A 26,863-nucleotide genomic window follows, 5' to 3' on the forward strand; every position below is an offset into this window, starting at 1 on the left:
GACGTCGAGCGCGGCCAGGTTCTCTGCAAGCCCGGTTCGATCACGCCGCACACCAAGTTTGTGGCCGAAGCCTACATCCTGACCAAGGAAGAAGGCGGCCGTCACACCCCGTTCTTCACCAACTATCGTCCGCAATTCTACTTCCGCACCACCGACGTGACGGGCATCGTCCGTCTGAAGGAAGGCGTGGAAATGATCATGCCGGGCGACAACGCGGAACTGGACGTCGAACTGATCACCCCGATCGCCATGGAAGAGAAGCTGCGCTTCGCTATCCGTGAAGGTGGCCGCACCGTCGGCGCCGGCGTCGTGTCGAAGATCGTCGAGTAGGTTAAGGCCAGGGGTCGCGGACCCGTGGACCCCGTCACATGACGGTGTTGGTCTGAGCTCAAGCGGCAAGGATCAATGCCCAAGGAAAAACCCCTCCACAGGCCTTCGGCCGGAGGGGTTTTTTCTTGGGCGTTAGTCTTTATCGTCTGGACTCTGATCAGCGCTGTCGCGTTATGGGGTGAGGGGCCTGCGGCCCCTCGTCTTACCCTTCTTGACGACCTCGCGCTTTTATGTAAATATTTACGTAAATGTCTACACATATCCAGCCCGATTTCATTTCTTCGCTCGGTCCGGCCTTTCTGGCCCATCGTTTCAAGCGCCTGTCCGACACCTTTGTCGACGACATTCAGGCCTATCTGCAGCAGGACGGGATCAAGGCGCCGGCGCGGTCGTTTTCGACCCTGCGCATGTTGGCGCGATGGCCGGGTCTCAGCGTTACCCAGATCGCCGACAATCTGCAGTTTTCCCATCCTCTGGTCATTCACCTGTTGTCGCAGCTCGAGAGCCTGGGCCTCGTCACCTTCTGCGCCGACGATGATGACCGGCGCCGGCGTCTGGTGTTTCTCACCGAGGCCGGGGAGGGCGAGATTACCAAGCTCGATGTCGCCGAGCCCGTCATTCGCGCCACCTATGCCGCCTTGTCGGAGCAGATCGGTGTCGATCTGCTGGCCATGGTTGATCGGCTTGACGCAGCCCTTGACGACATTGCCTTTTCCAAACGCCTGAACCAGCAAGCGCAACCTGTCGAGGCTGCAGAATGATCATGGACCGCCGTACCCTTTTACTATCCGCCGCCGTCCTGGCCGTAGCGCCCTGTACCCGGGCCGAAGAACCCCAGCGCGTGCGTCGGGCGGGGCCGCCGCCGGCTCTGGTCGCGACGGGTGACAGCGCCCACCTGACACTGAACGGCGGCTACAACCTGCCGACGGTTGAGGTTGCCGTGAATGGCGGCCAGCCGTTGTGGTTTGGCATCGACACGGGTGCTGCGGGATACGGCCGGATATCGGCGGCCGTCGCTGAAAGCCTGAACATGCCGGTCGTCGGCGAGGCCCTGGCGGGAGACCCATCGGGCAAGAATCCGCAACGGCGGCGTATTTTCCAGGCATCGTCGCTGAATGTCGGCGGTGTGGTCTTCACGAATCCGCCCTTGGTGGAGCTGAGCGAACTTGGCGGCATGGGGCCAAAGCTTGACGGCATATTGGGGTTGGACCTGTTCCAGCAATGGCTGTTGACCTTCGATGGTCCAGCCGGGACGATCGGGCTGGTAAGCGGCGCGCTGCCGGACGCCGATGGGCAGACCATCTTCCAGTCGCCCATGGGGCCGACCCTGCGCGTCGACATCCTGGTGGGCAATGTCCGCGTAACCTGCGATCTCGACACGGGCCAGCAACGTGCGCCGCTTATCGTGGCGCAGCCAGTGGCTGCGACCCTGAAAACCGCGGGGGAACCCCATTCTGCAGGGACGGCCCACACGGTTAGCCAAACAATCGAGATGTTCGCCGCCAGGCTCGATGCGCCGGTCTATCTCGGTAGCGTCCCGCTCACCGTGCCTGAGATTGCCTGGCCGGCGCCGACGCCCGTCGGCAATCTCGGCTGGCAGGGTGTCCGCGATCACATACTGACCGTTGATGCGACCAACCGGCGCATCCGCATCGCCTGATTGGCACCATATCTGCGGCGGGTGGCAAAAACGCCCGTAGCGGAGCGGGGGCGCCTTCTCTAGTGTGAGGCAAGAGGAGGCGCCCCATGATCCTGATTGGCCAATACGATTCCCCCTTCGTCCGTCGCTGTGGCATCGCCATGACCCTGTACGGCCTGGTGTTCGAGCATCGTCCCTGGTCGACCTTTGGCGAGGGCGACAGGATCAAGCCGTACAATCCCTTGCGCCGCGTGCCGACGCTCGTCCTGGATGACGGCGGTATTGTCATCGAAAGTGCCTATGTGCTGGACTGGGCTGACGAACAGGTCAAGGAACGCGCCCTGATCGCGCCCTCCGGTGAGGCGCGGCGCAAGGCACTCTATTATATAGCGCTGACCATGGGCTTTTCGGACAAGTGCGTCGCCTTGTTCTACGAAAAGGTCCTGCACCAGCAAACCTCCGATATCTGGCTCTCGCGGCTCGAGACCCAGGTGTCCGAAGTGCTGGACGTTCTGGAGGGCATACGCGCCGGGGCGTCAGGCCCATGGTTGTTCGGGGACTGCCTCAACCACGCCGATATCGCGCTGGGTTGTTCCATCCGCCATGCGCGCGAAGCCCATGGCGATGCCATCGACTGGAGCGGCCGTCCGGCCCTGCTGGCCCACAGCGAACGCTGCGAGGCTTTACCGGTCTTCGAGGCCATATCGCAGCGATTTATTGGTCCTAACGGCGATTAACCCTGTGTCTTAGGTAGGATTAAACCTCGTTCTGTTACGTTGCCATCCAGCGTAATTCCCGGGGTCGGCATTTATGCCAATGATTGAACGAATAGAACTTATCCGCATACAGGATCTGACGGCGGACGACGAAGGGCTGTGGAACGGATTTGTGGCGGCAAATCCGGACCTGACCGGACCCTATTTCGACGTCCGTTATGTCAAGGCGATCGGGCCTGTCGTGCCGCGCGCCGCCGTCGCACGCCTGTACATAGGCGATCACGTAGCCGGCTACTTCGCCTATCAGAAGCGCGGCGATGTCCTCTTGCCCATGGGCGCGCCGCTCAGCGACTACCACGGCGTCATAGCCGAACCGGGCGTCAAGGTCGATTTCAACCAGTTGCTCAGGGCGACGCGGGCCCGGCGGCTGGAGTTCCAGGGCTGGCTCGGACCGGTCAGCGAGCGGGCGCGGTCTTTGCGCCTGACGCGCCGCCTGGCCGACGCATCACAGGGCTTCGACCACTGGTGGGCGACGCAGGACGCCGCTAATCACAAGTTCTTCAAGAATATCGGACGTTGCCAGCGCAATATCGAAAAGGATTTTGGCGGCTTCGACTTCAGTTGGGAACCGGTCAACCGGGAACTCATGGATTGGGTCATTGCGCTGAAGCGGGACCAGTACCGCAAGAGCGGCATGCACGACGTCTTCGACTGTGGCTGGACCCTGAATATGCTGGACCGGCTTGCGGCGACGGGCGAGGGCGACTTCGGCCTGCGTGCCGGCGTCTTCCGCCACCAGGGCCGAATCGTCGCCGCCGAGATCGGACTGGTCCGGGGCGAAGACTGTCACCTGTGGTTCCCGGCCTATGACCCGGACTATGCGCGCTATTCGGTCGGCATCCTGCTGACCATCGCCATCATCCGCAACTGTGCGCCACTGGGGATCAAACGTTTTGACTTCGGCACCGGCGGCGAGGACTACAAGTCACCGATGACGGTCGCCGGAGGCGAATGCCTCGAAGGCGATCTGATGTTCGTTCCGCGCAATATCAGCCTGCTGGTCGATGCCGCCCAGGCCACGGTGCCGCTGGCACGCCCGCGGGTCGATGCGGCGCGCCTGAGCCTGCGCCGCCGCGTCAAGGTAATCCGTGCGACCGAAACCGGCTATGTCGGATGGGGCAGGGCGGTGATCAGCCTGCTGCAGCGCGCCCTGATGCGCCTGCGCGTCATCCGCCACGCTTAAAGAGAGCTCAAACGCCGCATGGCTCGCGCAAACGTGCGCGGCGGGCGGTCGCCCTTGCCAGGATACGATAAGGTATCGCAGCCTGGAGTACTTTCCGCGTATTTTCCGGGAAATTCCAGCTTTTGGGGTTGACCTGTCCGAGTCGTTCGGTCATATACGCGCACTCTGTTGGATCGGCTGTGACATGGCAACGTGTCAGACGCGGTTCGCAAAGCACGAAATTCAAACCGTTCGGCGCTCCTTCTAAAAGGAATTGAGCGGTTTGTTCAACGGCCCGCATCGGGGAAACCTGATGTTGGGCTTTGTTTTTGCGGATACGCTTCCGGCGAGATTGCCTTTTCTTGGGTAACCTCACTGGGCCTGGTCTTTGAAATGGTTCACTGGACGCGGTAACGCACCAACCTTATTGGAATACGAGCGATATGGATCGTCAGAATATCCGCATCAGGCTCAAGGCCTTCGATCACCGCGTCCTGGATCATTCCACGCGCGAAATCGTAAACACGGCCAAGAGAACTGGCGCCACCGTGCGGGGACCCATCCCCCTGCCGACGCTGATTGAGCGCTTCACCGTCAACCGTTCGCCGCACGTCGACAAGAAGTCGCGCGAACAGTTTGAAATCCGCACGCACAAGCGCGTGCTCGATATCGTCGATCCGACACCCCAGACCGTGGACGCGCTGATGAAGCTCGACCTGTCGGCCGGTGTCGACGTCGAGATCAAGATTTAAGGTGATGGCCATGAGAACAGGTTTGATCGCCAAAAAGCTGGGTATGACGCGTTTCTTTGACGCGGATGGCCTGCACGTACCGGTAACGGTTCTGGCTCTCGACGGCTGTCAGGTCGTCGCCCAGAAGACCAAGGCCAAGGATGGCTATGTCGCGCTGCAACTGGGCGCCGGCAGCCGCAAGGCCAAGAACACATCGAACGCCGAGCGCGTTCGTTTCGCCAAGGCTCAGGTCGAGCCCAAGGCTATCCTCAGCGAATTCCGCGTTTCCGAAGAGAACCTCATCGAGGTCGGCGCCGAATTCAGTGCGGACCACTTTATAGCCGGCCAGCGTGTCGACATCCAGGGCATCACCATCGGTAAAGGTTTCCAGGGCGGTATGAAGCGCTGGAACTTCGGCGGCCTTCGCGCCACCCACGGTGTCTCGGTCTCGCACCGTTCGCTCGGTTCGACCGGCCAGCGCCAGGATCCGGGTCGTACCTTCAAGGGTAAGAAGATGGCGGGTCACCTCGGTGTCGAAACCGTCACCACGCTGAACCTCCAAGTCGCCCGCATCGATGCGGAACGCGGTCTGGTTTTCATCCGCGGCGCCGTTCCCGGTGCTGAAGGCTCCTATGTCAAGATCCGCGACGCGGTAAAGAAGGCGGCTCCAGCCGGTCTTCAATTCCCGGGCGCCATCAAGTCGGCGGCGAATGCAGCGCCGGTTGTGACGGAAGAAGCTCCGGCTACTGAGGGAGCTGAATAATCATGAAACTCGACGTTCTCAAACTCGACGCCTCGACGGCCGGTTCTGTGGACCTCAGCGATCTCGTTTTCGGGATTGAAGAGATCCGCGGCGACATTCTGTCGCGCGTCGTCAACTGGCAGCTGGCCAAGCGCCGCGCCGGTACGCACAAGGTCCAGACGCGTAATGAAAATTCGCGCACGGGCAAGAAGATGTACAAGCAAAAGGGCTCCGGCGGCGCTCGTCACGGTTCGCGCCGTGCACCGCAATTCGTCGGTGGTTCGCGCGCCTTCGGTCCGGTCGTTCGCTCGCATGCGTTCGACCTGCCCAAGAAGGTTCGTGCGCTCGGTCTGCGTCACGCCCTGTCGTCCAAGGTAAAGGACGGTTCGCTGATCGTCCTCGACCAGGCCGTCGTCGACTCGCCCAAGACCGCAGCTCTGCTGGCTTCCTTCCAGAAGCTGGGCCTGAGCAACGCCCTGTTCATTACGGGCGCCGAGGTCGATACCAATTTCGCGCTCGCTTCACGCAACATCCCCAACATCGACGTCCTGCCGACGGCGGGCCTGAATGTCTATGACATCCTGCGCCGCCACAAGCTGGTCCTGACGAAGTCGGCGGTTGAAGCTATCGAAGCCCGCTTCGCAGTGGAGGCCTAAGAGTTATGGCTGCTACCATCCGCAATTTCGACGTCCTGCTGGCGCCGCACATCACTGAAAAGGCTACCCTGCTTTCCGAGCAGAACAAGGTTGTCTTCAAGGTTGCGCTCGACAGCTCCAAGGACGAAGTCGCTTCCGCCGTTGAAGCCATCTACAACGTCAAGGTCACCAAGGTGAACACCATTGTCACCAAGGGCAAGACCAAGCGTTTCAAGGGCATGAAGGGCCGTCGCAGTGACATGAAGAAGGCGATCGTGACGCTGGCCGAAGGCCAGTCCATCGACGTCACGACCGGTCTGTAAGGGGAGGTTTGAACCATGGCATTAAAGCAATACAATCCTACCTCTCCCGGCCGTCGTCAGCTCATCCTGGTTGACCGTTCGGAACTCCACAAGGGCAAGCCGGAAAAGTCGCTGGTCGAAGGTCTGACCAAGTCGGGCGGCCGTGGTGCGCAAGGCCGCATCGCTGTCCGTTTCCGTGGCGGTGGCGCCAAGCGCCTGTACCGCATCGTCGACTTCAAGCGTCGCAAGTTCGATGTACTGGGTACGGTCGAGCGTCTGGAATATGACCCCAACCGCACAGCCTTCATCGCGCTGATCAACTACGCTGACGGCGAAAAGGCCTATATCCTGGCGCCGCAACGCCTCAAGGTCGGTGACAATATCATCGCTTCCGAAAAGGTCGACGTGAAGCCCGGCAACGCGGCTCCGCTGCGTTCGCTGCCGATCGGCACCATCATCCACAACGTGGAAATGAAGCCTGCCAAGGGCGGCCAGCTGGCCCGCTCGGCCGGCGCCTACGCTCAGCTGGTCGGCCGCGATGCCGGCTACGCCCAGATCCGCCTCGGTTCCGGTGAACTGCGCATGGTGCTCGACACCTGCATGGCCACCGTCGGCGCCGTGTCGAACCCCGACCACATGAACATCAACCTGGGTAAGGCTGGTCGTTCGCGTCACATGGGCTTCCGTCCGCACGTTCGTGGTGTCGCCATGAACCCGGTCGACCACCCGCATGGTGGTGGTGAAGGCAAGACCTCGGGCGGCCGTAACCCTGTGACCCCGTGGGGCGTTCCCACCAAGGGCCGCAAGACTCGTTCCAACAAGTCGACGGACAAGTACATTATCCGTTCGCGTCACGTGAAGAAGGCTCGCTAAACATGGCTCGCTCCGTTTGGAAAGGCCCCTTTGTGGATGGCCATCTTCTCAAGAAGGTGGAAAATTCGCAGAATTCGGGTCGCAAGGAAGTCATCAAGACCTGGTCGCGCCGCTCGGTCATCATGCCGCAATTCGTCGGTTTGACGATGGGCGTCTACAATGGTCAGAAGCACGTGCCGGTGCTGGTGTCGGAAGACATGGTCGGCATGAAGCTCGGCGAATTTTCGCCGACGCGCAACTTCCCCGGTCACGCCGCCGACAAGAAGGCGAAGAGGAAGTAACATGTCGCAGACCAAGAATCCGCGCCGCGTCAATGCCAACGAAGCCCGCACCAAGCTGGTTTCCGTGCGTATTTCGCCGCAAAAACTCAACCTGGTTGCCGCCTCGATCCGCGGCCTCAAGGTCCAGCGCGCTCTGAACGAGCTGGAATTTTCGCGCAAGCGCATCGCCAAGGACGTCCGCAAGGCGCTCTATTCGGCGATCTCGAATGCCGAAAACAACCATAACCTCGACATCGACAACCTGGTTGTCGCCGAGGCCTATGTCGGCAAGGGCCTGGTCATGAAGCGCTTCGCTTCGCGTGCCCGTGGCCGTTCGTCGCGCATCATGAAACCTTTCTCCGAACTGACGATCGTCGTTCGCGAACTCGGCCAGGAGGCTGCGTAATGGGTCAGAAAGCAAATCCGATCGGTCTGCGCCTCGGCATCAACCGTACGTGGGACAGCCGTTGGTTCGCCCAGCGTCAGGAATATGCCAAGCTGCTGCACCAGGACCTGAAGATCCGCAAGGACCTGAAGGAAAAGCTGAATGCCGCCGGCGTGTCGCGCATCATCATCGAGCGTCCGCACAAGAAGTGCCGCATCACCATCTACGCCGCCCGTCCGGGCGTCGTGATCGGTAAGAAGGGCGCTGACATCGACAAGCTGCGCAAGGACGTTGCTGCCATCACCGATGGCGAAGTGTTCCTGAACCTGGTCGAAGTCCGCAAGCCGGAAGTTGACAGCCAGCTGGTCGCCGAATCGATCGCCCAGCAGCTGGAACGCCGCGTTGCCTTCCGTCGCGCAATGAAGCGTTCGATCCAGTCGGCCATGCGTCTCGGCGCCAAGGGCATCCGGATGAACCTGTCGGGCCGTCTCGGCGGTGCGGAAATCGCCCGTATGGAATGGTATCGCGAAGGTCGCGTGCCGTTGCACACCCTGCGCGCCGATATCGACATGGGCTTCGCCGAAGCCCTGACCACCTATGGCATCATCGGTGTCAAGGTGTGGATCTTCAAGGGCGAAGTCCTTGAGCACGATCCGATGGCGCAAGACAAGCGCTGGTCGCAAGAGGCCTCCGGCCCGTCTTCCAGCGAACGTCCCGAACGTTCGGACCGCAATCCGCGCGGCCCGCGTCGTGACCGTAACCAGAAGGAAGCCTAAGCCATGATGCTGCCTAAGCGTACGAAATACCGGAAGGCCTTCAAGGGCCGTATTCACGGTAACGCCAAGGGGGGCTACACGCTCAGCTTCGGTTCGTATGGCCTCAAGACCGTCGAACCCGAACGCCTGACGGCCCGTCAGATCGAAGCCGCCCGTCGTGCCATCACCCGTCAGATGAAGCGTCAAGGCCGCGTCTGGATCCGTATCTTCCCGGACCTGCCCGTCACCGGCAAACCTGCCGAAGTGCGGATGGGTAAGGGTAAGGGCGCTGTGGACTATTGGGCCGCGCGCGTCCATCCGGGCCGCATCCTGTTTGAAATCGACGGCGTGCCGGACGATGTGGCGCGTGAAGCGCTGCGTCTCGGCGCCGCCAAGCTGCCCGTCAGCACCCGCGTCGTGACCCGTCTCGACGCCGGCGTCGCGCTGGCTGCGGAGTAGGAACCATGACCAAGATAGCCGAACTGCGTAACCTGACCCCCGACCAGTTGCACGAGCAGCTGCTGAGCCTGAAGAAGGAGCAGTTCAACCTGCGCTTCCAAAAGGCGACCGGTCAGTTCGAAAAGACCCACCGCGTCAACGAAATCCGTAAGGATGTCGCCCGCATCCAGACCCTGGTAACGGCCCAAAAGGCCGCTGCCAAGTCCGCCTAAGAGGAATAGACCATGCCCAAGCGCATTCTCGAAGGTCTGGTCGTCTCCGACAAGGGCGACAAGACCGTGGTTGTGAAAGTGGAACGTACGATCCTGCACCCCGTCCTGAAAAAGACGGTGCGTAAGTCGAAGCGTTATCACGCTCATGACGAAGCCAATACCTACAAGACCGGCGAAGCCATTCGGATCATCGAGTGCGCGCCGAAATCCAAGCTGAAAACGTGGGAAGTCCTCCCGCGCGACGCTCAATAGTCAGCCAAGGAAAGTTTGAACCATGATTCAGATGCAAACTAACCTGGAAGTCGCCGACAACTCTGGCGCGCGCCGGGTCATGTGCATCAAGGTGCTGGGTGGCTCGAAACGCCGCTACGCCTCGGTGGGTGACCTGATCGTCGTTTCGGTCAAGGAAGCGATTCCTCGCGGCCGCGTGAAGAAGGGCGACGTTCTGCGCGCCATCGTCGTGCGGACGTCCAAGGATATCCAGCGCAAAGACGGCTCGGTGATCCGTTTCGACACCAACGCCGCTGTCATCGTCAACAAGTCGAGCGAGCCGATCGGCACGCGTATCTTCGGGCCTGTGCCGCGTGAACTGCGCGCCAAGAACCACATGAAGATCATCTCGCTGGCTCCGGAGGTCATCTAAATGGCTGCGAAGATTAAGAAGGGCGACTCGGTTGTCGTCCTGACCGGCAAGGACAAGGGCCGTAGTGGCACTGTCACCAAGGTCCTCCCTGAAGACGGCCGTGTCGTCGTTCAGGGCGTTAATATGGTCCAGCGCCATACCCGTCCGTCTCAGGGCAACCCGAACGGCGGCATCATCAACAAGGAAGCAAGCCTCCACGTTTCCAACGTCGCGCACGTTGACTCCAACGGCAAGCCGACCCGCGTCGGTTTCAAGGTCGAAGGTGACAAGAAGGTGCGTTACGCCAAGACGACGGGAGATGTCATCAATGGCTGATACTGAAACCCCAGAGACGAAGTACGTCCCCCGCGCCAAGCTGGTCTATCTCGAAACGATCCGCGCCGCGCTGAAGGAAGAATTCGGCTATACCAACGAAATGCAGGTCCCCAAGCTCGACAAGATCGTCGTGAACATGGGTATCGGTGAAGCGACTGCCGACTCCAAGAAGGTCAATTCGGCCATCAAGGACCTGGCGGCCATCACCGGTCAAAAGCCCGCTCCGACCCGCGCCCGTCAATCCATCGCCGGCTTCAAGCTGCGCGAAGGCATGGTGGTCGGCGCCAAGGTGACCCTGCGCAAGGACCGTATGTACGAGTTCCTCGACCGCCTGATTACCATCGCCCTGCCGCGCGTGAAGGACTTCCGTGGCCTGAACGGCAATTCGTTCGACGGTCGCGGCAACTACGCCATGGGTTTGCGCGAACACATCGTGTTCCCGGAAATCAATTACGACCAGATCGATCAGATGTGGGGCATGGACATCGTCGTTTGCACCACGGCCACGAGTGACAAGGAAGCCAAGGCGCTTCTGAAGCACTTCCAGTTCCCGTTCACGGCTTAAGGGCGGGTAGAGAGACACAATGGCAAAGAAATCCGCTGTCAACCGCAACGAGATGGTCAAGAAGCTGGTCGCGCAATATGCGTCCCGCCGCGAAGCCCTCAAGGCGAAGGCCAATGACGAAAGCCTGCCCCTGGAAGAGCGTTTCGACGCTCGCCTGAAGCTGGCCAAGCTGCCGCGTAACTCGGCACCGACACGTATTCGTAACCGCTGCGAAATCACGGGGCGTCCGCGCGCCTACTATCGCAAGCTTCACATGAGCCGGATCTCGCTCCGTAAACTGGCCAACGAAGGCCAGATTCCGGGCATGACCAAGGCCAGCTGGTAAGGGAGGGAAGAAACCATGTTCGTCAACGACCCTCTCAGCGATATGATCGCCCGCATCAAGAACGCCGCCATGCGCCAGCGTTCGAAGGTGCTGACCCCGGCCTCCAAGCTGCGTGCGCACGTCCTGGACGTGCTGCGCGACGAAGGCTATATCCGCGGTTACGAAGTGCTTGAAACTCCGGGTGAATTCCCGCAGTTCGAAATCGAGCTGAAGTATTTCGACGGCCAGCCGGTCATCGCGGAAATTGCCCGCGTGTCCAAGCCTGGCCGCCGCGTCTATTCGTCGATCAAGGACCTCAAGCCCGTCAAGAACGGTCTGGGGATCTCGATCTTGTCGACGCCCAAGGGCGTCATGTCTGACAATGCTGCCCGCGAAAACAACGTCGGCGGTGAAGTTCTCTGTCGCGTCTATTAATTTAGACAGGGCAGGGGACACTTAAGGCACAAAGGTTTTATAATGTCTCGGATCGGTAAGAAGGCCATTTCTGTCCCGTCAGGCGTGAACATCACGCTGGCGGGCCAGGACGTCTCGGTCAAGGGCCCCAAGGGTCAGTTGGCCTGGAAGGTCGTGGAAGAAATCGAAGTCAAGCAGGACGGCAATGTTCTGCACATCACGCCGCGTGGCGAAACCCAGCGCCACAAGGCGATGTGGGGCCTGTCGCGCACCCTGATCGCCAACATGGTCAAGGGTGTTACGGACGGTTACGAAGTCGGTCTGGAAATGGTCGGCGTCGGTTACCGCGCCGCCCTGCAGGGCACCAAGCTCGAGCTGTCGCTCGGCTTCTCGCACCCGGTCGTCATCGATCCGCCGGCAGGCATCACCTTTGCCGTGCCGAAGCAGACCGAAGTCAAGATCATCGGTATCGACAAGCAGGCCGTCGGCGAGATGGCTGCCAAGATCCGCAAGATCCGTCCGCCTGAACCCTATAAGGGCAAGGGCGTCAAATACGCCGGCGAGAAGGTTCGCCGCAAGGAAGGCAAGAAGAAGTAAGCCATGGCCCTGTCTCCTCGTCAGCAACTGGCGCGTCGTGCGCAACGCAATCGCACCCGCCTCAAGAAGCTCTCCAACGGCCGCCCGCGCCTGTCGGTCTTCCGTTCGGACAAGAACATCTACGCCCAGGTCATCGACGATGCCACCGGCGCTACGATCGTTGCCGCCTCTTCGCTGGAAAGCGAAAAGAAACAAGGCAGCGATTCCGCAGCGGCGACGCAAGTCGGCAAGCTGGTCGCGCAACGTGCCATCGAAAAGGGCGTCAAGGACGTCGTGTTCGATCGCGGTGGCTATATCTATCATGGTCGGATCAAGGCGCTGGCGGAAGCCGCGCGTGAAGCCGGTCTCAACTTCTAAGGAATTCTCATGGCCCGTCCCAGCGAAAACCGCAACCGCGACCGCAACGAGGAACCTTCGGAGTTCGTCGAAAAGCTCGTCGCCATCAACCGCGTCGCCGCCACCGTCAAGGGTGGCCGTCGCTTCTCGTTTGCTGCCCTGATGGTCGTTGGTGACCAGAAGGGTCGCGTCGGCTACGGACACGGCAAGGCGCGCGAAGTGCCGGAAGCCATCCGCAAGGCGACCGAAGAAGCCAAGAAGTCGATGATCCGCGTTCCGCTCCGTGAATCGCGCACCCTGCACCACGACGGCTACGGCCGTTGGGGCGCTGGCAAGATTCAGATGCGCGCGGCCCCTCCGGGTACCGGCGTCATCGCCGGCGGTCCGATGCGCGCCGTTCTCGAAACCCTGGGCGTGGGCGATGTCGTCGCCAAGTCGCTCGGTTCTTCGAACCCCTACAACATGGTGCGTGCGACCTTCGAAGCTCTGAAGGTCCAGGCCTCGCCCCGCCAGATTGCCTCCAAGCGTGGCAAGAAGGTCGGCGACATCCTGACGCGCCGCAACGACGGCGCCTCGTCGCCCGAATCGATGGAAGGCTAAGTCATCATGGCTACCGTTAAAGTAAAGCAGACCGGTTCGCCGATCCGCCGCACCAAGGATCAGCGCGCCACGCTCGCCGGTCTCGGTCTCAACAAGATGGGCCGTGTTTCCGAACTGGAAGACACCCCTTCGGTCCGCGGCATGATCGCCAAGGTCCAGCACATGGTGACCATCGTCGAGTAATCTTATTGAGCGTGCGCTGCATTTTGAGCATCGCACGCTTGATCTGTTTGTAAGCGTGCTGTAACAGGCACGCTCTTTCTGTTTTCAGAATCTGTTATCACTTCCGTTTTTGGCCGAGTCGGTCCTCATCGGGCCGGCGTCAATCGAGAAAAGGCATTATCATGACCAAGCTGAACGAAATCCGCGACAACGAAGGCGCCACCAAGAACCGCATGCGCGTGGGCCGTGGCCCCGGCTCCGGCAAGGGCAAGACCGCGGGACGCGGTGTGAAGGGCCAGAAGTCGCGTACCGGCGTCTCGCTCCTGGGCTTCGAAGGCGGCCAGATGCCGCTGTACATGCGTATGCCCAAGCGCGGTTTCAACAATCCATTCGCGCTCAAGCTGGCCGAAGTCAATCTGTGGCGTCTGCAGGACGCCGTCGATGCCGGCAAGCTCGACGCCTCCAAGCCGGTTGACGGCGCTGCCCTGGTTGTGGCCGGCGTCATCCGTCGTGAGCTCGACGGCGTGCGTCTGCTGGGCGAAGGTGAACTGAAGGCCAAGCTGAACCTGACCGTTTGGTCGGCGTCGGCGTCGGCGGTCAAGGCCGTCGAAGCGGCAGGCGGCACCCTGGTCCAGAAGCGCCCGGCCAAGGCGGAAGCCGCGGCCTAAGCCGCGATTGACCTTTCATTAAGCCTACCCCATATGGGTCCGGGGCGGTTGAAACCTGTGTCATGCGCAGGGACGGCTGTCCTCCCCATATGACAGTGATTTTTCGGGTTTGAGGACTTCATGGCATCTGCTGCTGAACAACTTGCGGCCAATATGAACTTCGGCGCCTTTTCGAAGGCGACTGATCTGCACAAGCGAATTCTGTTCACGCTTGGCGCGCTGATCGTCTACCGGCTGGGCACCTATGTGCCGCTGCCGGGCATCGATCTGGCCGTCTTTGCCCAGATATTCGACGGTCAGTCGAAGGGCATGCTGGGCATGATGAACCTGTTCGCCGGCGGCGCGCTGCAACGCAGCGCCGTGTTCACGCTGAACCTCATGCCGTATATCTCGGCCTCGATCATCATTCAGTTGATGGGCTCGGTCTACGGTCCGTGGGAAAAACTGCGCAAGGAAGGCGGGGAGGCGGGGCGCAAACAGCTCAACCAATATACCCGCTATCTGACCGTGATCCTGGGCCTTTGTGAATCCGTCCCGATCGCCATCAGCCTGCAGTCGGGCAACGCCGCCCTGCATCCGGGCATAATGTTTATCGTCAGCACGGCCTTTACCCTGACCGCCGGGACGCTGTTCCTGATGTGGCTGGGTGAACAGATCACCGCGCGCGGCATCGGCAACGGTTCGTCGATGATCATTTTCGCCGGCATCGTGGCTGTTCTGCCGCGGACCGTCGGCAGCCTTCTGAGCATGGGCTCGACCGGCGACATCAACCCGGCCGTCGTTATCGGCATCGTCTTGCTGTTGATTGCTGCCGTCGTATTCATCGTCTTCATGGAACGCGCCCAGCGCCGTCTTCTGGTGCAGTATCCGAAGCGCCAGGTCGGCAACCGGGTGATGGGCGGCGAAAGCTCCTTCATGCCCTTGAAGGTCAATACGTCGGGTGTCATTCCGCCGATCTTTGCCTCGTCCTTGCTGCTTATGCCGACCACGGTCCTGGGTGTGTTGGACAAGAGCAAGAATCCGGCGGACTGGATGCAGTGGCTGCATACGGCGGCCTCGACCCTGCAGCACGGCAATCCGATCTTCATGGCGGTCTACGCCACCCTGATCGTCTTTTTCTGTTTTCTCTACACCTCACTGGTCTTCAATCCGGACGAAACGGCGGAAAACCTGCGCAAATATGGCGGGTTCCTGCCAGGGATCCGTCCCGGCAAGCGCACGGCGGAATATCTCGACCACGTCCTGACGCGCATCACCGTGATCGGCGCGGGCTATATTACACTCGTCTGCCTGCTGCCCGAGTTCCTGATTTCGAACCTGGGCCAGAGCTTCTATTTCGGCGGCACCTCGATCCTCATCGTGGTCACCGTCACCATGGACACCGTTGCGCAGATTCAGTCGCACCTGCTGGCTCACCAGTATGATGGCCTGATCCGCAAATCGAAGATGAAGAATGGCGGGAAGGCCGCTACCCGGGGAGCGCTGCGATGAATATCATCCTGTTCGGACCGCCGGCGGCGGGTAAGGGGACCCAGGCCAAGCGCCTCGTCACCACCCGCGGCATGGTGCAACTGTCGACCGGCGATATGCTGCGTGCAGCGATCGCCTCCGGGTCCGAACTGGGCACGCGCGTCAAGCACATCATGGAGACCGGTGGACTGGTCTCCGACGCGATTGTCATCGATCTGATCAAGGACAACCTGCCGCGAGCCGAGGCGGCCGGCGGGGCTATTTTCGACGGTTTTCCGCGCACTGTGGCCCAGGCCGAGGCGCTGGATGCCATGCTGGGCGGACGCGGCGCGATGATCGACAAGGTCGTTCGCCTGAAGGTCGACGAGCAGGCCCTGATCGATCGCATCGCCAAGCGCTTTCATGAAGAAGGTCGTGCCGACGACAACCCCGAATCCTACAAGGTCCGCCTGGCGGCCTACAACGCCCAAACCGCGCCTCTGCTGCCCTACTATGCGGCGCAGGGTAAGCTCTATGAAATCGACGGAATGGGCGCGGTCGACGATATCGCCGCCCGCGTCGAGCATGTGCTGGGCAAGAATGAATCTGCCACGGCCGAGTAGGCTGTGGCGACCGCCGGCCCTGGCCAAAGGGGGCGGCAAAGAAGACTGTTTAAAAAAGTGTGACGGAAAAATTTCCGACTTGCTTTTTTTGCGGATTAACCCATTGACGGGAGCGAAAACCCTTCTATAAGGGCAAGCTTCCGCGAAATCACGCGTATGAGCCTTACGTGGGCCGAGGTTCGGCTGACGGGGGATGCATACGCGTCGTCTTTTCGTTTTACAGGTGCGCCCGTCGGGTGCATTGCAGGAGATTACCTCGTGGCCCGTATTGCAGGCGTCAACATACCGACCAACAAGCGCGTAATCATCGCGCTTCAGTATATCCATGGCATCGGCCCCAAAAAGGCTGAAGAGATCGTCCAGAAGGTCGGCATCGAAGACGCCCGCCGCGTCAACCAGCTGTCGGATGCCGAAGTTCTGCAGATCCGCGAAACCATCGACCGCGACTACACGGTTGAGGGCGACCTGCGCCGTGAAGTTTCGATGAACATCAAGCGTCTGATGGACCTGGCTTGCTACCGTGGCCTGCGTCACCGTAAGGGCCTGCCGGTCCGCGGTCAGCGCACCCACACCAATGCACGTACGCGCAAGGGCCCGGCTAAGCCGATCGCCGGCAAGAAGAAGTAAGGATTAGCCCAGATGGCCAAAGAACCTTCACGCGTTAAAAAGCGCGAACGCAAAAACATTACGTCGGGTGTGGCTCACGTCAACGCGTCGTTCAACAACACCATGATCACCATCACCGACGCGCAGGGCAATGCCGTGTCGTGGTCGTCGGCCGGTGCGATGGGCTTCAAGGGGTCGCGTAAGTCGACGCCGTACGCCGCCCAGGTCGCCGCCGAAGATGCTGGCAAGAAAGCCATCGAACATGGCGTCAAGACGCTCGAAGTCAGCGTCGCCGGTCCGGGTTCGGGCCGTGAATCGGCTCTGCGCGCCCTTCAGGCGGTGGGCTTCACCATCACGACCATTCGTGACGTGACCCCGATCCCGCACAACGGCTGCCGCCCTCCGAAGCGTCGTCGCGTTTAATTTTTCTCTACCCCATTCTTTAGTCGCTCCGCCTGTCCGTTCCGGTCTGTGGCGGGGCGGCCTTTCCTGTCTTGAGGGACGTAAATGATCGAAAGAAACTGGCAACAGCTTATTCGTCCCGAGAAGCCACAAGTCGAAGCGGGTTCCGACCCTTCGCGCAAGATGCGTCTTGTCGCGGAGCCTCTGGAACGCGGTTTCGGCGTGACGCTCGGTAACGCGCTTCGTCGCGTACTCCTCTCCTCGCTGCAAGGCGCGGCCGTGACCTCCGTCCAGATCGACGGCGTGGTTCACGAATTCTCTTCCATCGAAGGCGTTCGCGAAGACGTCGTCGACATCATCCTGAACATCAAGCAACTGGCCCTGCGCATGCATGCGGAAGGCCCCAAGCGTATGGTGCTGCGTGCATCGGGCGCCGGTCCGGTAACCGCCGGTCAGATCGATGTCCCGGCCGATATCGAAGTGCTCAACCCCGACCACGTGATCTGCACGCTGGACGAGGGCGCCAGCGTTCGCATGGAGTTCACGATCCAGAACGGCAAGGGCTATGTCCCCGCCGACCGCCTGCGTCCGGAAGATGCGCCGATCGGCCTGATCGCCGTCGACGCCCTCTATTCGCCGGTCAAGAAGGTTGCTTATCGCGTCGAGCCGACCCGTCAGGGTCAGTCGCTCGATTACGACAAGCTGATCCTCGATGTCGAAACCAATGCGGCCGTCACGCCGGTTGACGCGGTGGCTTTTGCTGCCCGCATCCTGCAGGACCAACTGCAGATCTTCATCACCTTCGAAGAGCCCAAGGCGCCTGTCATCGAAGAAGGCAAGCCCGAACTGCCGTTCAACCCGGCTCTGCTCAAGAAGGTCGACGAACTGGAACTGTCCGTCCGTTCGGCGAACTGCCTGAAGAACGACAATATCGTCTATATCGGCGACCTGATCCTGAAGACGGAATCGGAAATGTTGCGCACGCCGAACTTCGGCCGCAAGTCGCTCAACGAGATCAAGGAAGTCCTGGCTTCCATGAACCTCTCGCTGGGCATGGACATCCCGAACTGGCCGCCGGAAAACGTCGAAGACCTGGCGAAGAAGTTCGAAGACCAAATCTGACACAGAGAAAGCCGGGCGGATCGTCCGGCTTTCGCTTTTTTTAGAAGATGAATTTCTGCGAAATTCGTTTTCACTTATCGCGAAAGACCCAAGACCTTGTCGCGATAATTTCCACGTCTCACGGCGTGGACGTTCGGAACGGGCAGGGGCCGCAGGCCTCATGACCTTTGCTTCCGGGCTCGTTTTTGGGGCCGCGCCATGTCCGAGGACAGGGCGGTCTTTGGAGATTTACCCATGCGTCACGGCTCCGGCTATCGCAAACTCGGTCGCACCACCTCGCACCGTATCGCCATGTTCGCCAACATGTCGGCCTCGCTTATCAAGCACGAACAGATCATCACCACCCTGCCGAAGGCCAAGGAACTGCGTCCCTTCGTCGAAAAGCTGGTGACCCTGGCCAAGTCGGGCACACTGCACGACCGCCGCATGGCCCTTTCGCGCATCCGCGACGTGGCACAGGTCGGCAAGCTGTTCGAAGTGCTGGGCAAGCGTTACGCTGATCGTAACGGCGGCTATATCCGCATCCTGAAGGCGGGCTTCCGCCACGGCGACAACGCCCCTATGGCCGTCATCGAATTTGTCGATCGCGACGAAGCCGCCAAGGGCCAGGATTCGGGTCCGGTCTTTGAAGTGGCCGGCGACGACGAATAAATATCTTCGGCAATGCCGACGACAGGGCCTCCGGTGCGAACCGGAGGCCTTTTGCGTTTACTCCAAGCGCGCTATCGCGCTTGGCAAGGGCGCCCGCCCGCCGCGCACGGTTGCGCGAGCCATCGGGGCCGCCCGTGCGACGGCTTGAGCTGAAAAAAATTGTCGCTTCTTTAGATTTCCTTCATCTCAGTTAACAACCCTGTGATGTTTCGTCAGCAAGCGTTATTTCCCCCGCGGATTGAAGTAGGCTAGCCTTATCATCGGAAGCCTTGCCTTCCGCCGCCAATCCCACAATTCAACGCTCAAATCAGGAGGGTACAATGACCGACGAAAGCCTGGCCGATCCCGCCGAACTGACGCAAGACGCGTCTGGCGATACCACCTTGAGTGACTCATCCACGCTGGAAGCGTCCGGTGAGACGGGAACTGCCGTGTACTGCTCGCCCGTTCTGGATCGTATCCGGACCAGCGACTGAGGCAGGCTGCCCCGCCGTAAAAACCAGGAAAGCCCCCGGACTGTGCGCCGGGGGCTTTTTCCTTGCGCACGGTCTTGACGGTGTCACGTGAAGGCACGAAGGTCAATACGGTGCGAGACGGAGGTACCTCATGAAAGCATTGACCAGGCTATGTGCGCTGCTGGGACTATTGGTGCTGTCGGCCTGCGCCAGCCTGCCACCTGCGACGCAGGCCCCACCCAAGCCTCTGGTCCTGATCTCGATCGACGCCTTCCGCGCCGACTATTATGATCGTGGCCTGACCCCGAACCTGAAGGCCCTGGCAGACACTGGCGCGCGTGGCACTATGAAGCCGTCCTTCCCCAGCCTGACCTTCCCCAATCACTATACCCTGGTGACGGGTAAGGTTCCCGACCATCATGGTGTCGTCGCCAACTACATGTACGACCCGACCCATCCCGCCGATCCGAACGATGCGAAAGCGGCCTATTTCGACAAGACCAAGTCCGGCGACGGCTTCTGGTGGCAGGGCGCCAAGCCCATGTGGGTCAGCGCCGAGCAGGCGGGCGTCAAGGTTGCCTCGGCCGCGTGGCCAGGCAGTTGGGCGACGATCGACGCGACGCTGCCCAGCCACGTTATGGCGTGGTCGAAGACCATGACGCCGCAGACCCAGGTCGACCAGCTTCTCGCCTGGATGGATTTGCCGGCGGACCAGCGACCGGGCGTCTATATGCTGTATTTCGATGCGGTCGACCAGGACGGTCACCATCACGGCCCGAATTCGTCCGAAGTGGATGCGTCGCTGACCATGGTTGATGGCATGGTGGGGCAGGTTATGGCGGGCCTGAAGGCGCGGGGCATCGAGGCCAATATCATCGTCGTCTCGGACCACGGCATGATCGATGTTTCGCCGGAGCGCGTGACCTATGTCTCCGATCTGCTGGGTGATCCTCCGGCTGAGGGCAGGACCGATCCGCGCTACGACCTGATCTATTGGGGTTCACTGGCCATGCTTAACCCGGCGCCGGGATTTGAAGATATATTCAAGGCGAAGGTGACGGGTGTGCCCCACGATCATATGCAGTGCTGGGACAAGGCCGATATTCCGGCGCGCTTCCGCTATGGCCACAATCCGCGGGTCACCCGCGTCGTCTGCCTCGGCAATCCCGGCTGGCAGGTCGGCGGTATTGCCCGCGTCGGTATCGGCACGGATGTCGGCAACCACGGCTACGATCCCGACATTCCCGAAATGACGGCGATCTTTATCGCCAATGGGCCGGATATCAAGCCGGGCGTCCTTCTGCCGCGCTTCGACAATGTCGATGTTTATGACCTGGAGATGAAGCTGCTGCACCTCCCCCCCGAGGCGAATGACGGCAGCATCGCGCCACTTCGGTCGGCCTTGAAGTAGTTTTTGCAAGGGGCAGCGGACACTGCTGACGTGTCGTGGCAGCAGTCGTGCGACACCCCATAGCCGAGTTGACGGAATTACTCTAAGAACAACGGCGACTCCACGGGGACTGCATATGTCGGACAAGCTCAAGGCCGCAGCGCCTTTCATCCTGCTCACCGTCTTTCTCGACATGCTGTCGATCGGCGTCATTATTCCGGTCCTGCCCCATCTGATCGAAGATTTTGTCGGCACGGTCTCAGAAGCCGGCATGTGGGCCGGTATCTTCGGTTCTGTCTGGGGCATGGCGCAATTCATCTTCTCGCCCATCCAGGGCGGACTGTCGGACAGTATCGGCCGCCGTCCCGTCGTCCTGGCCTCCAACCTTGGGCTCGGGCTAGATTATCTGCTGATGGCCCTGGCGCCCAATCTGTGGTGGCTGCTGGTCGGACGCATCGTCTCCGGCATCACCTCGGCCAGTATCTCGACCGCCTATGCCTATATCAGCGACGTCACGGCGCCGGAAAAGCGGGCCGGCGTGTTCGGCATGATGGGGGCTGCCTTCGGCGTCGGCTTCATTGTCGGCCCCAGCCTGGGCGGCATATTGGGCGGCGGTCTGCACTGGGCCTGGCTGGATGCCCACGGCCTGGGTTTCCTGCAATTCCAGGGCAATGCGCGTTATCCCTTCTACTTCGCCAGCGCGCTCAGCATACTCAACTTTCTCTATGGTTTCTTCGTTCTGCCGGAATCCCTGGCCAAGGACAAACGCAAGCCGTTCAGCTTCCACACGGCCAATCCGCTGGGCGCGTTCCGCTTCCTGGCTAAATCGGGTCAGGTCCTGCGTCTCTCGGTCATGTACCTGCTGATGATGTTTTCGCAGAACGTCTTTCCGACCACGACTGTGCTTTATTGCGCCTATCGTTTCGGCTGGGGCCCGACCGAGGTCGGTTTGATGCTCGGCATCGTCGGCATCTGCTCGGCCGTCGTCCAGGCCGGCCTGACCGGCGTCATCGTCAAGAAGCTGGGCGAACGCAAGACCATGTTCCTGGGCCTGATCTGCGGCGTGCTGGCCTTCTGCGGCTATGGTCTGGCGCCCAACTGGCACTGGTTCATCGCGGCCATCCCACTGGGTTCGCTGTGGGGGCTGGCGACGCCCAATATCCAGGCCCTGATGTCGTCCAAGGTCGACCCGAAAGAGCAGGGGACCTTGCAGGGCGCCAATATGAGCCTGTCGTCCATGTCGACCATCTTTGCCCCGTTGATCTTCGGTTCAACCCTGTCCTTTGTCACCAAACCGGGCATACCGATGGTCTTCAGCGGCGCGGCCTTCCTGGTCGCCGGCGCCTTCATGGTGCTGTCTGTGGTCCTGGCGACAGGCGTTAAGCAATCGCACAAGGTCGCGACCGCCTATGACGGCGGCGCAGTGCACTGATGCCGGCGGTTGCCGATGCCGACGCGCTGGTCGCTGATCATCCGCGTCGCGCCGAGATCGACGCACTGCGTGCTATCATCCTGACCGCCGATCCAGTGATTTCCGAAGGTGTGAAATGGAACGCACCGAGCTATCTGTGCCGCGAATGGTTCGCCACCTTTCACCTGCGGGCCAAGACCGGCGTCCAGATCATCCTGCACCGAGGGGCGAAAAAGCGCCCTGACGACATGGCGGACATCGCCGACCCGGAAGGCTTGCTGACCTGGCTTGACGGCAACCGCGCCTCGGTGAAGTTCGACACCATGGCCGACATCGCGCGCAGGACGCCGGCGTTTACGGCAATCTTGCGGCAATGGATCGCCCAGCTATAGAGACACGCGGCAATTGTGGCCTAATCCTGCTCAGGCCAAGCCTTGATACCGCCGCATTGGTTTTTACATATAGAGCGAATTCAAGTTAGGGGTTTGCCTTATGAAATGCCGTCCTGTTTCCCTTCTGCCGATTCTGTTCGTGCTCGCCGCCTGCGGTCCCGGCCATTCCCAGGACACTCAGAAAGACACGCAAAAATACGCCGGTGCGGGCTTCGGTAACACGCCGCGCCAGGTGCCGGATTCGGCCGTCGGCATGAAGACGTCGTTTGCTCCCGTGGTGCGCACCGTCGCCCCGGCCGTGGTCAATGTCTATGCCAAAAGCGTCGTCCGCCAGCAGGTCGATCCGTTCTGGTCGATGTTCGGCTACGGCGTGCCGCGCAACCAGGTTCAGCAGTCTCTGGGCTCGGGCGTCTTGGTGCGCAAGGACGGTATTATCGTCACCAACAACCACGTCATCGAAGGTGGTCAGGCCTTCATGGTGGTGCTGAATGATCGCCGCGAATATCCGGCCAAGCTGTTGCTGGCCGATCCGCGCACCGACCTGGCCGTGCTGCAGATCGACACCAAGGGTGAAAACTTCCCGACCATCGACCTCGACGACGACCGCGACCTGGAGGTCGGCGATCTCGTCCTGGCCATCGGCAACCCGTTCGGCGTCGGTCAGACTGTCACCAACGGCATCATCTCAGCGCTTGACCGCACCGATGTCGGTCCGGACGGCGGCACCTATATCCAGACCGACGCCGCCATCAATCCCGGCAATTCAGGTGGCGCCCTGGTCGATATGAACGGCAAGCTGATCGGCATCAATTCGATGATCCTGTCGCAATCGGGCCAATCATCCGGCGTTGGCTTCGCCATCCCCGCTACTCTGGTCAAACGCATCGTCGACAGTGCGGCGGGCGGGGCGACACACCTGCAACGGCCATGGCTCGGGGCGCGCGGCGATACGGTGACGTCAGACATCGCCAAGTCGCTGGGCATGGACCGGCCCGAAGGCGTCCTGGTGTCGGACGTCTATAAGGGCAGCCCGGCCGATCAGGCGGGGCTGAAGACGGGGGACGTCATCCTGCGCATCGACGGCCAGCCGATCAACGATTCTTCGGCGCTGCGTTACCGTATCAATCTGATGCAATTGAACCAGACCGTGGCGGTCGATGCCCTCCGCTCCGGCAAGCCGCTGACGGTCCGCATCAAGGCCCTGCCGCCGTCCGATTCGCCCCCGCGCGACGAACGCGTCATCAAGGGCGAAAATCCCTTCTCCGGCGCCCATGTGGTCAATCTGTCACCGGCCGTGGCCGATGAAATCGGTGTCGATCCGTTCGACGCGCCCAAGGGCGTGATGATCTACTCGATCGAGTCGGCCCAGACCTATGCCGCCAGCGTCGGTCTTCAGCCGGGCGACATCATCCGTCAGATCAATGGTCAGGACATCACCTCGTCGGGTGCGCTCGATACCCTGGTCAAGGCCGGTGCGCGGTCGTGGCGCGTCACCATCCAGCGTGGCGGCCAGATCATCACGGCCCGGTTCGGCTAAGTTGAGCTCCACTGTGGCAATTCGGCTACCGCCGCGCCCTGTCACAATAAGCGTAATTTAACTTCGCACCCCTGTCACAAACCCTGCCTATCACCCGCCCCATATGCCGGTGCCGGTGCGCCAGGCGATCATGGGGTAGTGATGATGACGAATTCAAAGCAGGGCGCTTTGCGCCTGGTGCTGATGGCCGGTGCGGCCTGGGCCGTTGGTGGCCATGTGTGGGCGCAGGATGCCGCTCAAGGCGCGGCTCTGGCGACGGAAGACACCACGGAAGTAACCATTGTCGGCCGTCGTCCGCTGGCCGAATCCGACGCCGCAGCCATGAAGGCGCAAAAGGCTTCGGACTCGCTGGTCAGCGTCCTGGCCGCCGACGCCATCGGCGACCTGCCCGACCAGAACATCGCCTTCGCCGTCGGCCGTCTGCCCGGCGTCGCCCTGGAACGCGATCAGGGCCAGGCCCGCTATGTCAACCTGCGCGGCATGCCGCGCCGCTGGACGACCATTTCGTTCGATGGCCTGAGCGTCGTTTCGGCCGAGGGCCGCGACTCGCGTTTCGACAATATTCCGTCGGCCATCGCCTCCCAGGTGACGATCCAGAAGGCGATCGTACCGTCCATGCCGGGCGATACAGTTGCCGGCAATATCGACATCCGCACGCGCCGCGCTTTCGACTACAAGGGCCAGAAGATCACCGGCAAGATCGGCGTCGGCGCGGTCAACCTCGGCGGTGGCCAGGAATATGACAGTAGCCTCGTCTATTCGAATATCTTCATGGACGGCAAGCTGGGCCTAGTGGCCCAGGCCTCGCACTACCAACGCGAAATGGCGACCGAAAACTGGGAAGTCGATCCCTATCTGACACAACGCGCCGCCGCCCCCGGCAAGCGTTTCGCCCGCGAGTTCGAATACAAGAACTACCGTCTGACGCGCTACAACGACTCGGCCTCGTTCCGCGCCGACTATAAGCTCGACGACAGCAATACCATCTTCGCCTCGACCATCTGGACCCGCTTCCACGACGACGAACTGCGCGACAACTTCATCGTCCGTCTCGACCAGGGCACCAACTCTGCCAAGAAGTCCTACAACAGCGACGACTATTTCACCGCGAACGACCCAACTCACGGCACGGTCTATGGCGCCCGCGCCAATGGCCGTGTCGATTACCGCGACTCGGTCGAAACCCTGGGCACCTCGACGATCGGCGGCGAGCACAAGTGGGACGACAATGCCATTTCGTGGCGCGTCAACCACACCGAGGCCTCCAACGGCGCCGATGAACCGGTCGGTTTTGCCTTCCAGAGCCCGTCGACCTTCACGGACCGCCCTTCCGTCGTCTACGACTTCACCGATCCGGATCACAACACGATCTCGCTGTTCCGCACCACGGGCACCGACACGGCGCGCACCTTAGGCGCCGCGGTCACTTCGATCGAAAGCTTCCCGGCGCCGATGTCGTCGGTATTCCAGATCAAGGGCGGCGAACTGACCATCGCTGATACCGCCAAGGTCGACTACGATCACAACACTCAGTTCTTCGGCCATGACACCAAGCTCGAACTGGGTGGCATGGTGACCAGCCGCCGCAAGAAGAGCACGCCCGTGCAATATACGGGAACGCAGGCGACCCTGACCGCCAAGGGTTTCGTCGTACCGACCTACGGAACGCTCGCCGCCGACATTCCCTACAAGGGCAAGCAGGAACTGGGCTACACCTTCCGCTATACCGACAAGGCCCTGGCCTATGACCTGGTCCAGACCTACGCCGACGCGGGCGCCCTGGTTCGTGACGACGCCGGCGCCGTCCAGAACTACTGGAAGGTGAGCGAAAACCTGACCGCCGCCTACGCGATGGCGACCACGACCTTCGATTGGGGTAACCTGGTCTACGGTGTCCGCGTCGAAAAGGTGGAAAACACCGGTGAAGCCTATATCAGCCCGACCGGCACGCCGACTTTGGTTCACACCAAGAGCGAAGACACCCTGGCCTATCCCAGCGTCCACGTGAACTGGAACCTGACCGACGACCTGAAGGCGCGACTCAGCCTGACCTCGACGGCTTCGCGCCCCGACTACGACGACATGCGGCCGAACTTCACCTTCAGCGACAGTAACCAGACGGTAAGCGGCGGCAATCCCGACGCCACGCCCGAAAAGCAGAACGGCTTTGACGCCTATCTCGAATGGTATCCGCACAACAGCTTCGTCATGGCGGGCTTCTTCTACAAGGATATCAAGGACGTTCTGTTCAGCCAGACCGGCACCTTTGGCTCGGACGCCCTGAACTCGGGCAGCACCGATCGCTCGGGATACGCTTTCACCACGCTGCGCAACGGCGGCAACGGCCACCTGCAAGGCTTTGAAGTCTTCACCTCCACGACGGCCGAAGACTTTGTCGAAGCGCATAACCTGCCCGACTGGCTGGGCGGCTTCGGCGTCCACGCCTCGGCGACTTTCGCCGACTCGGAAGTCAGCGTCCCGGCCTACAATGTTGGTTCCAAGACGACGCCGGTTATCGTTCCGGAACGCAAGGTCAAGCTGCCGGGCACCTCGGACGCCGTCTATAACCTGCAGGCCATTTACGAAAAGTACGGCTTGACCGTGCGCCTTGCTTATCAGTACCGTACCGACTGGATCCAGGATATCGGCGCCTACACCATGGTCGGTGGCGTGGCCGTCCCGACCGACAACGGCGACATCTACTGGGCAGCCGACGAAGAAATCGACCTGTCGGTCCGTTACCAGATCAATACGAACCTGGAATGGTACGCCGACGCCTCTAACATCGGCAACCAGCCAGCTGTCCGTTACGGTGGCTCGGAAGACAAGCCGATCGAGCACGAGCGCTTTGGCGCGCGCTATGTCACGGGTCTGCGCTTCAATTTCTAAAATCGCGCTTCCTGCAACTTGAATGGCGCTGCTGGTTCATCCGGCGGCGCCTTTTTTTGGCCTCGCGCTCC

38 protein-coding genes are annotated in these 26,863 nt (G+C 61.1%); all 38 read left to right on the forward strand.

The features are described from left to right. Positions 1-330 (forward strand): EF-Tu C-terminal domain-related protein (locus AC1DXO_RS14740; RefSeq protein WP_476978932.1); only part of this gene is annotated, 330 nt, incomplete at its 5' end. Positions 331-578: 248 nt separating this feature from the next. Then, entirely contained in the window at positions 579-1,091 is a 513-nt protein-coding gene (locus tag AC1DXO_RS14745) for a MarR family winged helix-turn-helix transcriptional regulator (RefSeq protein WP_476978933.1), read from the forward strand. A gap of 2 nt (positions 1,092-1,093) precedes the next feature. Next, entirely contained in the window at positions 1,094-1,990 is an 897-nt protein-coding gene (locus AC1DXO_RS14750; RefSeq protein WP_476978934.1) for a retropepsin-like aspartic protease, read from the forward strand. 86 nt (positions 1,991-2,076) lie between these two features. Further along, positions 2,077-2,706 (forward strand): glutathione S-transferase family protein, encoded by a 630-nt coding sequence (locus AC1DXO_RS14755; RefSeq protein WP_476978935.1) that lies wholly within the window; start codon positions 2,077-2,079, stop codon positions 2,704-2,706. Between the two features lie 73 nt (positions 2,707-2,779). Then, positions 2,780-3,928 (forward strand): GNAT family N-acetyltransferase, encoded by a 1,149-nt coding sequence (locus tag AC1DXO_RS14760; protein ID WP_476978936.1) that lies wholly within the window; start codon positions 2,780-2,782, stop codon positions 3,926-3,928. A gap of 422 nt (positions 3,929-4,350) precedes the next feature. Next, positions 4,351-4,659, forward strand: a complete 309-nt coding sequence (gene rpsJ, locus AC1DXO_RS14765) for a 30S ribosomal protein S10 (RefSeq protein WP_006273890.1) — start codon at positions 4,351-4,353, stop codon at positions 4,657-4,659. Positions 4,660-4,663: 4 nt separating this feature from the next. Next, positions 4,664-5,401, forward strand: coding sequence for a 50S ribosomal protein L3 (rplC, locus tag AC1DXO_RS14770; RefSeq protein ID WP_476978937.1), 738 nt, complete (start codon positions 4,664-4,666; stop codon positions 5,399-5,401). 2 nt (positions 5,402-5,403) lie between these two features. Continuing rightward, positions 5,404-6,036, forward strand: a complete 633-nt coding sequence (gene rplD, locus AC1DXO_RS14775; protein WP_476978938.1) for a 50S ribosomal protein L4 — start codon at positions 5,404-5,406, stop codon at positions 6,034-6,036. 5 nt (positions 6,037-6,041) lie between these two features. Further along, complete coding sequence (locus AC1DXO_RS14780) at positions 6,042-6,338, forward strand: 50S ribosomal protein L23 (RefSeq protein WP_476978939.1); 297 nt, start codon at positions 6,042-6,044, stop codon at positions 6,336-6,338. Positions 6,339-6,353: 15 nt separating this feature from the next. Then, complete coding sequence (rplB, locus tag AC1DXO_RS14785; protein WP_476978940.1) at positions 6,354-7,190, forward strand: 50S ribosomal protein L2; 837 nt, start codon at positions 6,354-6,356, stop codon at positions 7,188-7,190. A gap of 2 nt (positions 7,191-7,192) precedes the next feature. Next, entirely contained in the window at positions 7,193-7,471 is a 279-nt protein-coding gene (rpsS, locus tag AC1DXO_RS14790; protein WP_476978941.1) for a 30S ribosomal protein S19, read from the forward strand. Between the two features lies 1 nt (position 7,472). Beyond that, a complete protein-coding gene (rplV, locus tag AC1DXO_RS14795) occupies positions 7,473-7,856 on the forward strand; it encodes a 50S ribosomal protein L22 (protein WP_006273896.1) in 384 nt (127 codons plus the stop codon). Continuing rightward, a complete protein-coding gene (gene rpsC, locus AC1DXO_RS14800; protein WP_476978942.1) occupies positions 7,856-8,611 on the forward strand; it encodes a 30S ribosomal protein S3 in 756 nt (251 codons plus the stop codon). Before rplV ends, rpsC begins: the two co-directional genes overlap by 1 nt. A gap of 3 nt (positions 8,612-8,614) precedes the next feature. Further along, on the forward strand, positions 8,615-9,049 hold the full coding sequence (gene rplP, locus AC1DXO_RS14805) for a 50S ribosomal protein L16 (protein ID WP_476978943.1): 435 nt from the start codon (positions 8,615-8,617) through the stop codon (positions 9,047-9,049). 5 nt (positions 9,050-9,054) lie between these two features. Continuing rightward, positions 9,055-9,261, forward strand: a complete 207-nt coding sequence (gene rpmC, locus AC1DXO_RS14810) for a 50S ribosomal protein L29 (RefSeq protein WP_476978944.1) — start codon at positions 9,055-9,057, stop codon at positions 9,259-9,261. 12 nt (positions 9,262-9,273) lie between these two features. Then, positions 9,274-9,513, forward strand: coding sequence for a 30S ribosomal protein S17 (gene rpsQ, locus AC1DXO_RS14815; protein WP_476978945.1), 240 nt, complete (start codon positions 9,274-9,276; stop codon positions 9,511-9,513). A 22-nt stretch (positions 9,514-9,535) separates the two neighbouring features. Then, complete coding sequence (gene rplN / locus AC1DXO_RS14820; RefSeq protein ID WP_006273901.1) at positions 9,536-9,904, forward strand: 50S ribosomal protein L14; 369 nt, start codon at positions 9,536-9,538, stop codon at positions 9,902-9,904. After that, entirely contained in the window at positions 9,905-10,219 is a 315-nt protein-coding gene (gene rplX, locus AC1DXO_RS14825; RefSeq protein ID WP_476978946.1) for a 50S ribosomal protein L24, read from the forward strand. After that, entirely contained in the window at positions 10,212-10,784 is a 573-nt protein-coding gene (gene rplE / locus AC1DXO_RS14830) for a 50S ribosomal protein L5 (RefSeq protein ID WP_476978947.1), read from the forward strand. Before rplX ends, rplE begins: the two co-directional genes overlap by 8 nt. A 19-nt stretch (positions 10,785-10,803) precedes the next feature. Next, the gene (rpsN, locus tag AC1DXO_RS14835) at positions 10,804-11,109 is read left to right on the forward strand and encodes a 30S ribosomal protein S14 (RefSeq protein ID WP_476978948.1); all 306 of its coding nucleotides are present in this window, start codon (positions 10,804-10,806) and stop codon (positions 11,107-11,109) included. 15 nt (positions 11,110-11,124) lie between these two features. Then, the gene (gene rpsH / locus AC1DXO_RS14840) at positions 11,125-11,523 is read left to right on the forward strand and encodes a 30S ribosomal protein S8 (RefSeq protein WP_476978949.1); all 399 of its coding nucleotides are present in this window, start codon (positions 11,125-11,127) and stop codon (positions 11,521-11,523) included. A 42-nt stretch (positions 11,524-11,565) separates the two neighbouring features. After that, on the forward strand, positions 11,566-12,099 hold the full coding sequence (gene rplF / locus AC1DXO_RS14845; RefSeq protein ID WP_476978950.1) for a 50S ribosomal protein L6: 534 nt from the start codon (positions 11,566-11,568) through the stop codon (positions 12,097-12,099). Between the two features lie 3 nt (positions 12,100-12,102). Further along, positions 12,103-12,456, forward strand: coding sequence for a 50S ribosomal protein L18 (gene rplR / locus AC1DXO_RS14850; RefSeq protein WP_476978951.1), 354 nt, complete (start codon positions 12,103-12,105; stop codon positions 12,454-12,456). Positions 12,457-12,465: 9 nt separating this feature from the next. After that, positions 12,466-13,035, forward strand: a complete 570-nt coding sequence (gene rpsE / locus AC1DXO_RS14855; RefSeq protein ID WP_476978952.1) for a 30S ribosomal protein S5 — start codon at positions 12,466-12,468, stop codon at positions 13,033-13,035. Between the two features lie 6 nt (positions 13,036-13,041). Beyond that, positions 13,042-13,218, forward strand: coding sequence for a 50S ribosomal protein L30 (rpmD, locus tag AC1DXO_RS14860; RefSeq protein ID WP_476978953.1), 177 nt, complete (start codon positions 13,042-13,044; stop codon positions 13,216-13,218). Between the two features lie 161 nt (positions 13,219-13,379). Further along, the gene (gene rplO, locus AC1DXO_RS14865) at positions 13,380-13,865 is read left to right on the forward strand and encodes a 50S ribosomal protein L15 (RefSeq protein WP_476978954.1); all 486 of its coding nucleotides are present in this window, start codon (positions 13,380-13,382) and stop codon (positions 13,863-13,865) included. Positions 13,866-13,985: 120 nt separating this feature from the next. After that, on the forward strand, positions 13,986-15,356 hold the full coding sequence (gene secY / locus AC1DXO_RS14870) for a preprotein translocase subunit SecY (RefSeq protein WP_476978955.1): 1,371 nt from the start codon (positions 13,986-13,988) through the stop codon (positions 15,354-15,356). Next, a complete protein-coding gene (locus AC1DXO_RS14875) occupies positions 15,353-15,937 on the forward strand; it encodes an adenylate kinase (RefSeq protein WP_476978956.1) in 585 nt (194 codons plus the stop codon). The genes secY and AC1DXO_RS14875 overlap by 4 nt, the downstream gene beginning before the upstream one ends. Before the next feature lie 258 nt (positions 15,938-16,195). Then, complete coding sequence (gene rpsM, locus AC1DXO_RS14880) at positions 16,196-16,564, forward strand: 30S ribosomal protein S13 (protein WP_023452160.1); 369 nt, start codon at positions 16,196-16,198, stop codon at positions 16,562-16,564. A 12-nt stretch (positions 16,565-16,576) separates the two neighbouring features. After that, positions 16,577-16,966 carry a 30S ribosomal protein S11 gene (rpsK, locus tag AC1DXO_RS14885; protein ID WP_023459532.1) on the forward strand — a complete coding sequence of 130 codons (390 nt, stop codon included), beginning with the start codon at positions 16,577-16,579 and terminating at the stop codon, positions 16,964-16,966. A gap of 84 nt (positions 16,967-17,050) precedes the next feature. After that, entirely contained in the window at positions 17,051-18,067 is a 1,017-nt protein-coding gene (locus tag AC1DXO_RS14890; protein ID WP_476978957.1) for a DNA-directed RNA polymerase subunit alpha, read from the forward strand. A gap of 234 nt (positions 18,068-18,301) precedes the next feature. Further along, positions 18,302-18,718: a 50S ribosomal protein L17 gene (rplQ, locus tag AC1DXO_RS14895; RefSeq protein WP_476978958.1), complete on the forward strand. Its 417-nt coding sequence runs from the start codon at positions 18,302-18,304 to the stop codon at positions 18,716-18,718. 320 nt (positions 18,719-19,038) lie between these two features. After that, entirely contained in the window at positions 19,039-19,194 is a 156-nt protein-coding gene (locus AC1DXO_RS14900) for a hypothetical protein (protein WP_476978959.1), read from the forward strand. Positions 19,195-19,324: 130 nt separating this feature from the next. Then, on the forward strand, positions 19,325-20,584 hold the full coding sequence (locus tag AC1DXO_RS14905; protein WP_476978960.1) for an alkaline phosphatase family protein: 1,260 nt from the start codon (positions 19,325-19,327) through the stop codon (positions 20,582-20,584). Between the two features lie 115 nt (positions 20,585-20,699). Continuing rightward, entirely contained in the window at positions 20,700-21,995 is a 1,296-nt protein-coding gene (locus tag AC1DXO_RS14910) for a TCR/Tet family MFS transporter (protein ID WP_476978961.1), read from the forward strand. Then, a complete protein-coding gene (locus AC1DXO_RS14915; RefSeq protein WP_476978962.1) occupies positions 21,995-22,366 on the forward strand; it encodes a DUF1801 domain-containing protein in 372 nt (123 codons plus the stop codon). The genes AC1DXO_RS14910 and AC1DXO_RS14915 overlap by 1 nt, the downstream gene beginning before the upstream one ends. A gap of 100 nt (positions 22,367-22,466) precedes the next feature. Next, a complete protein-coding gene (locus AC1DXO_RS14920) occupies positions 22,467-23,903 on the forward strand; it encodes a Do family serine endopeptidase (RefSeq protein WP_476978963.1) in 1,437 nt (478 codons plus the stop codon). Between the two features lie 141 nt (positions 23,904-24,044). Next, the gene (locus AC1DXO_RS14925) at positions 24,045-26,792 is read left to right on the forward strand and encodes a TonB-dependent receptor (RefSeq protein WP_476978964.1); all 2,748 of its coding nucleotides are present in this window, start codon (positions 24,045-24,047) and stop codon (positions 26,790-26,792) included. Positions 26,793-26,863 lie beyond the last annotated feature (71 nt).

Source organism: Asticcacaulis sp. P2_C5, assembly GCF_056404555.1.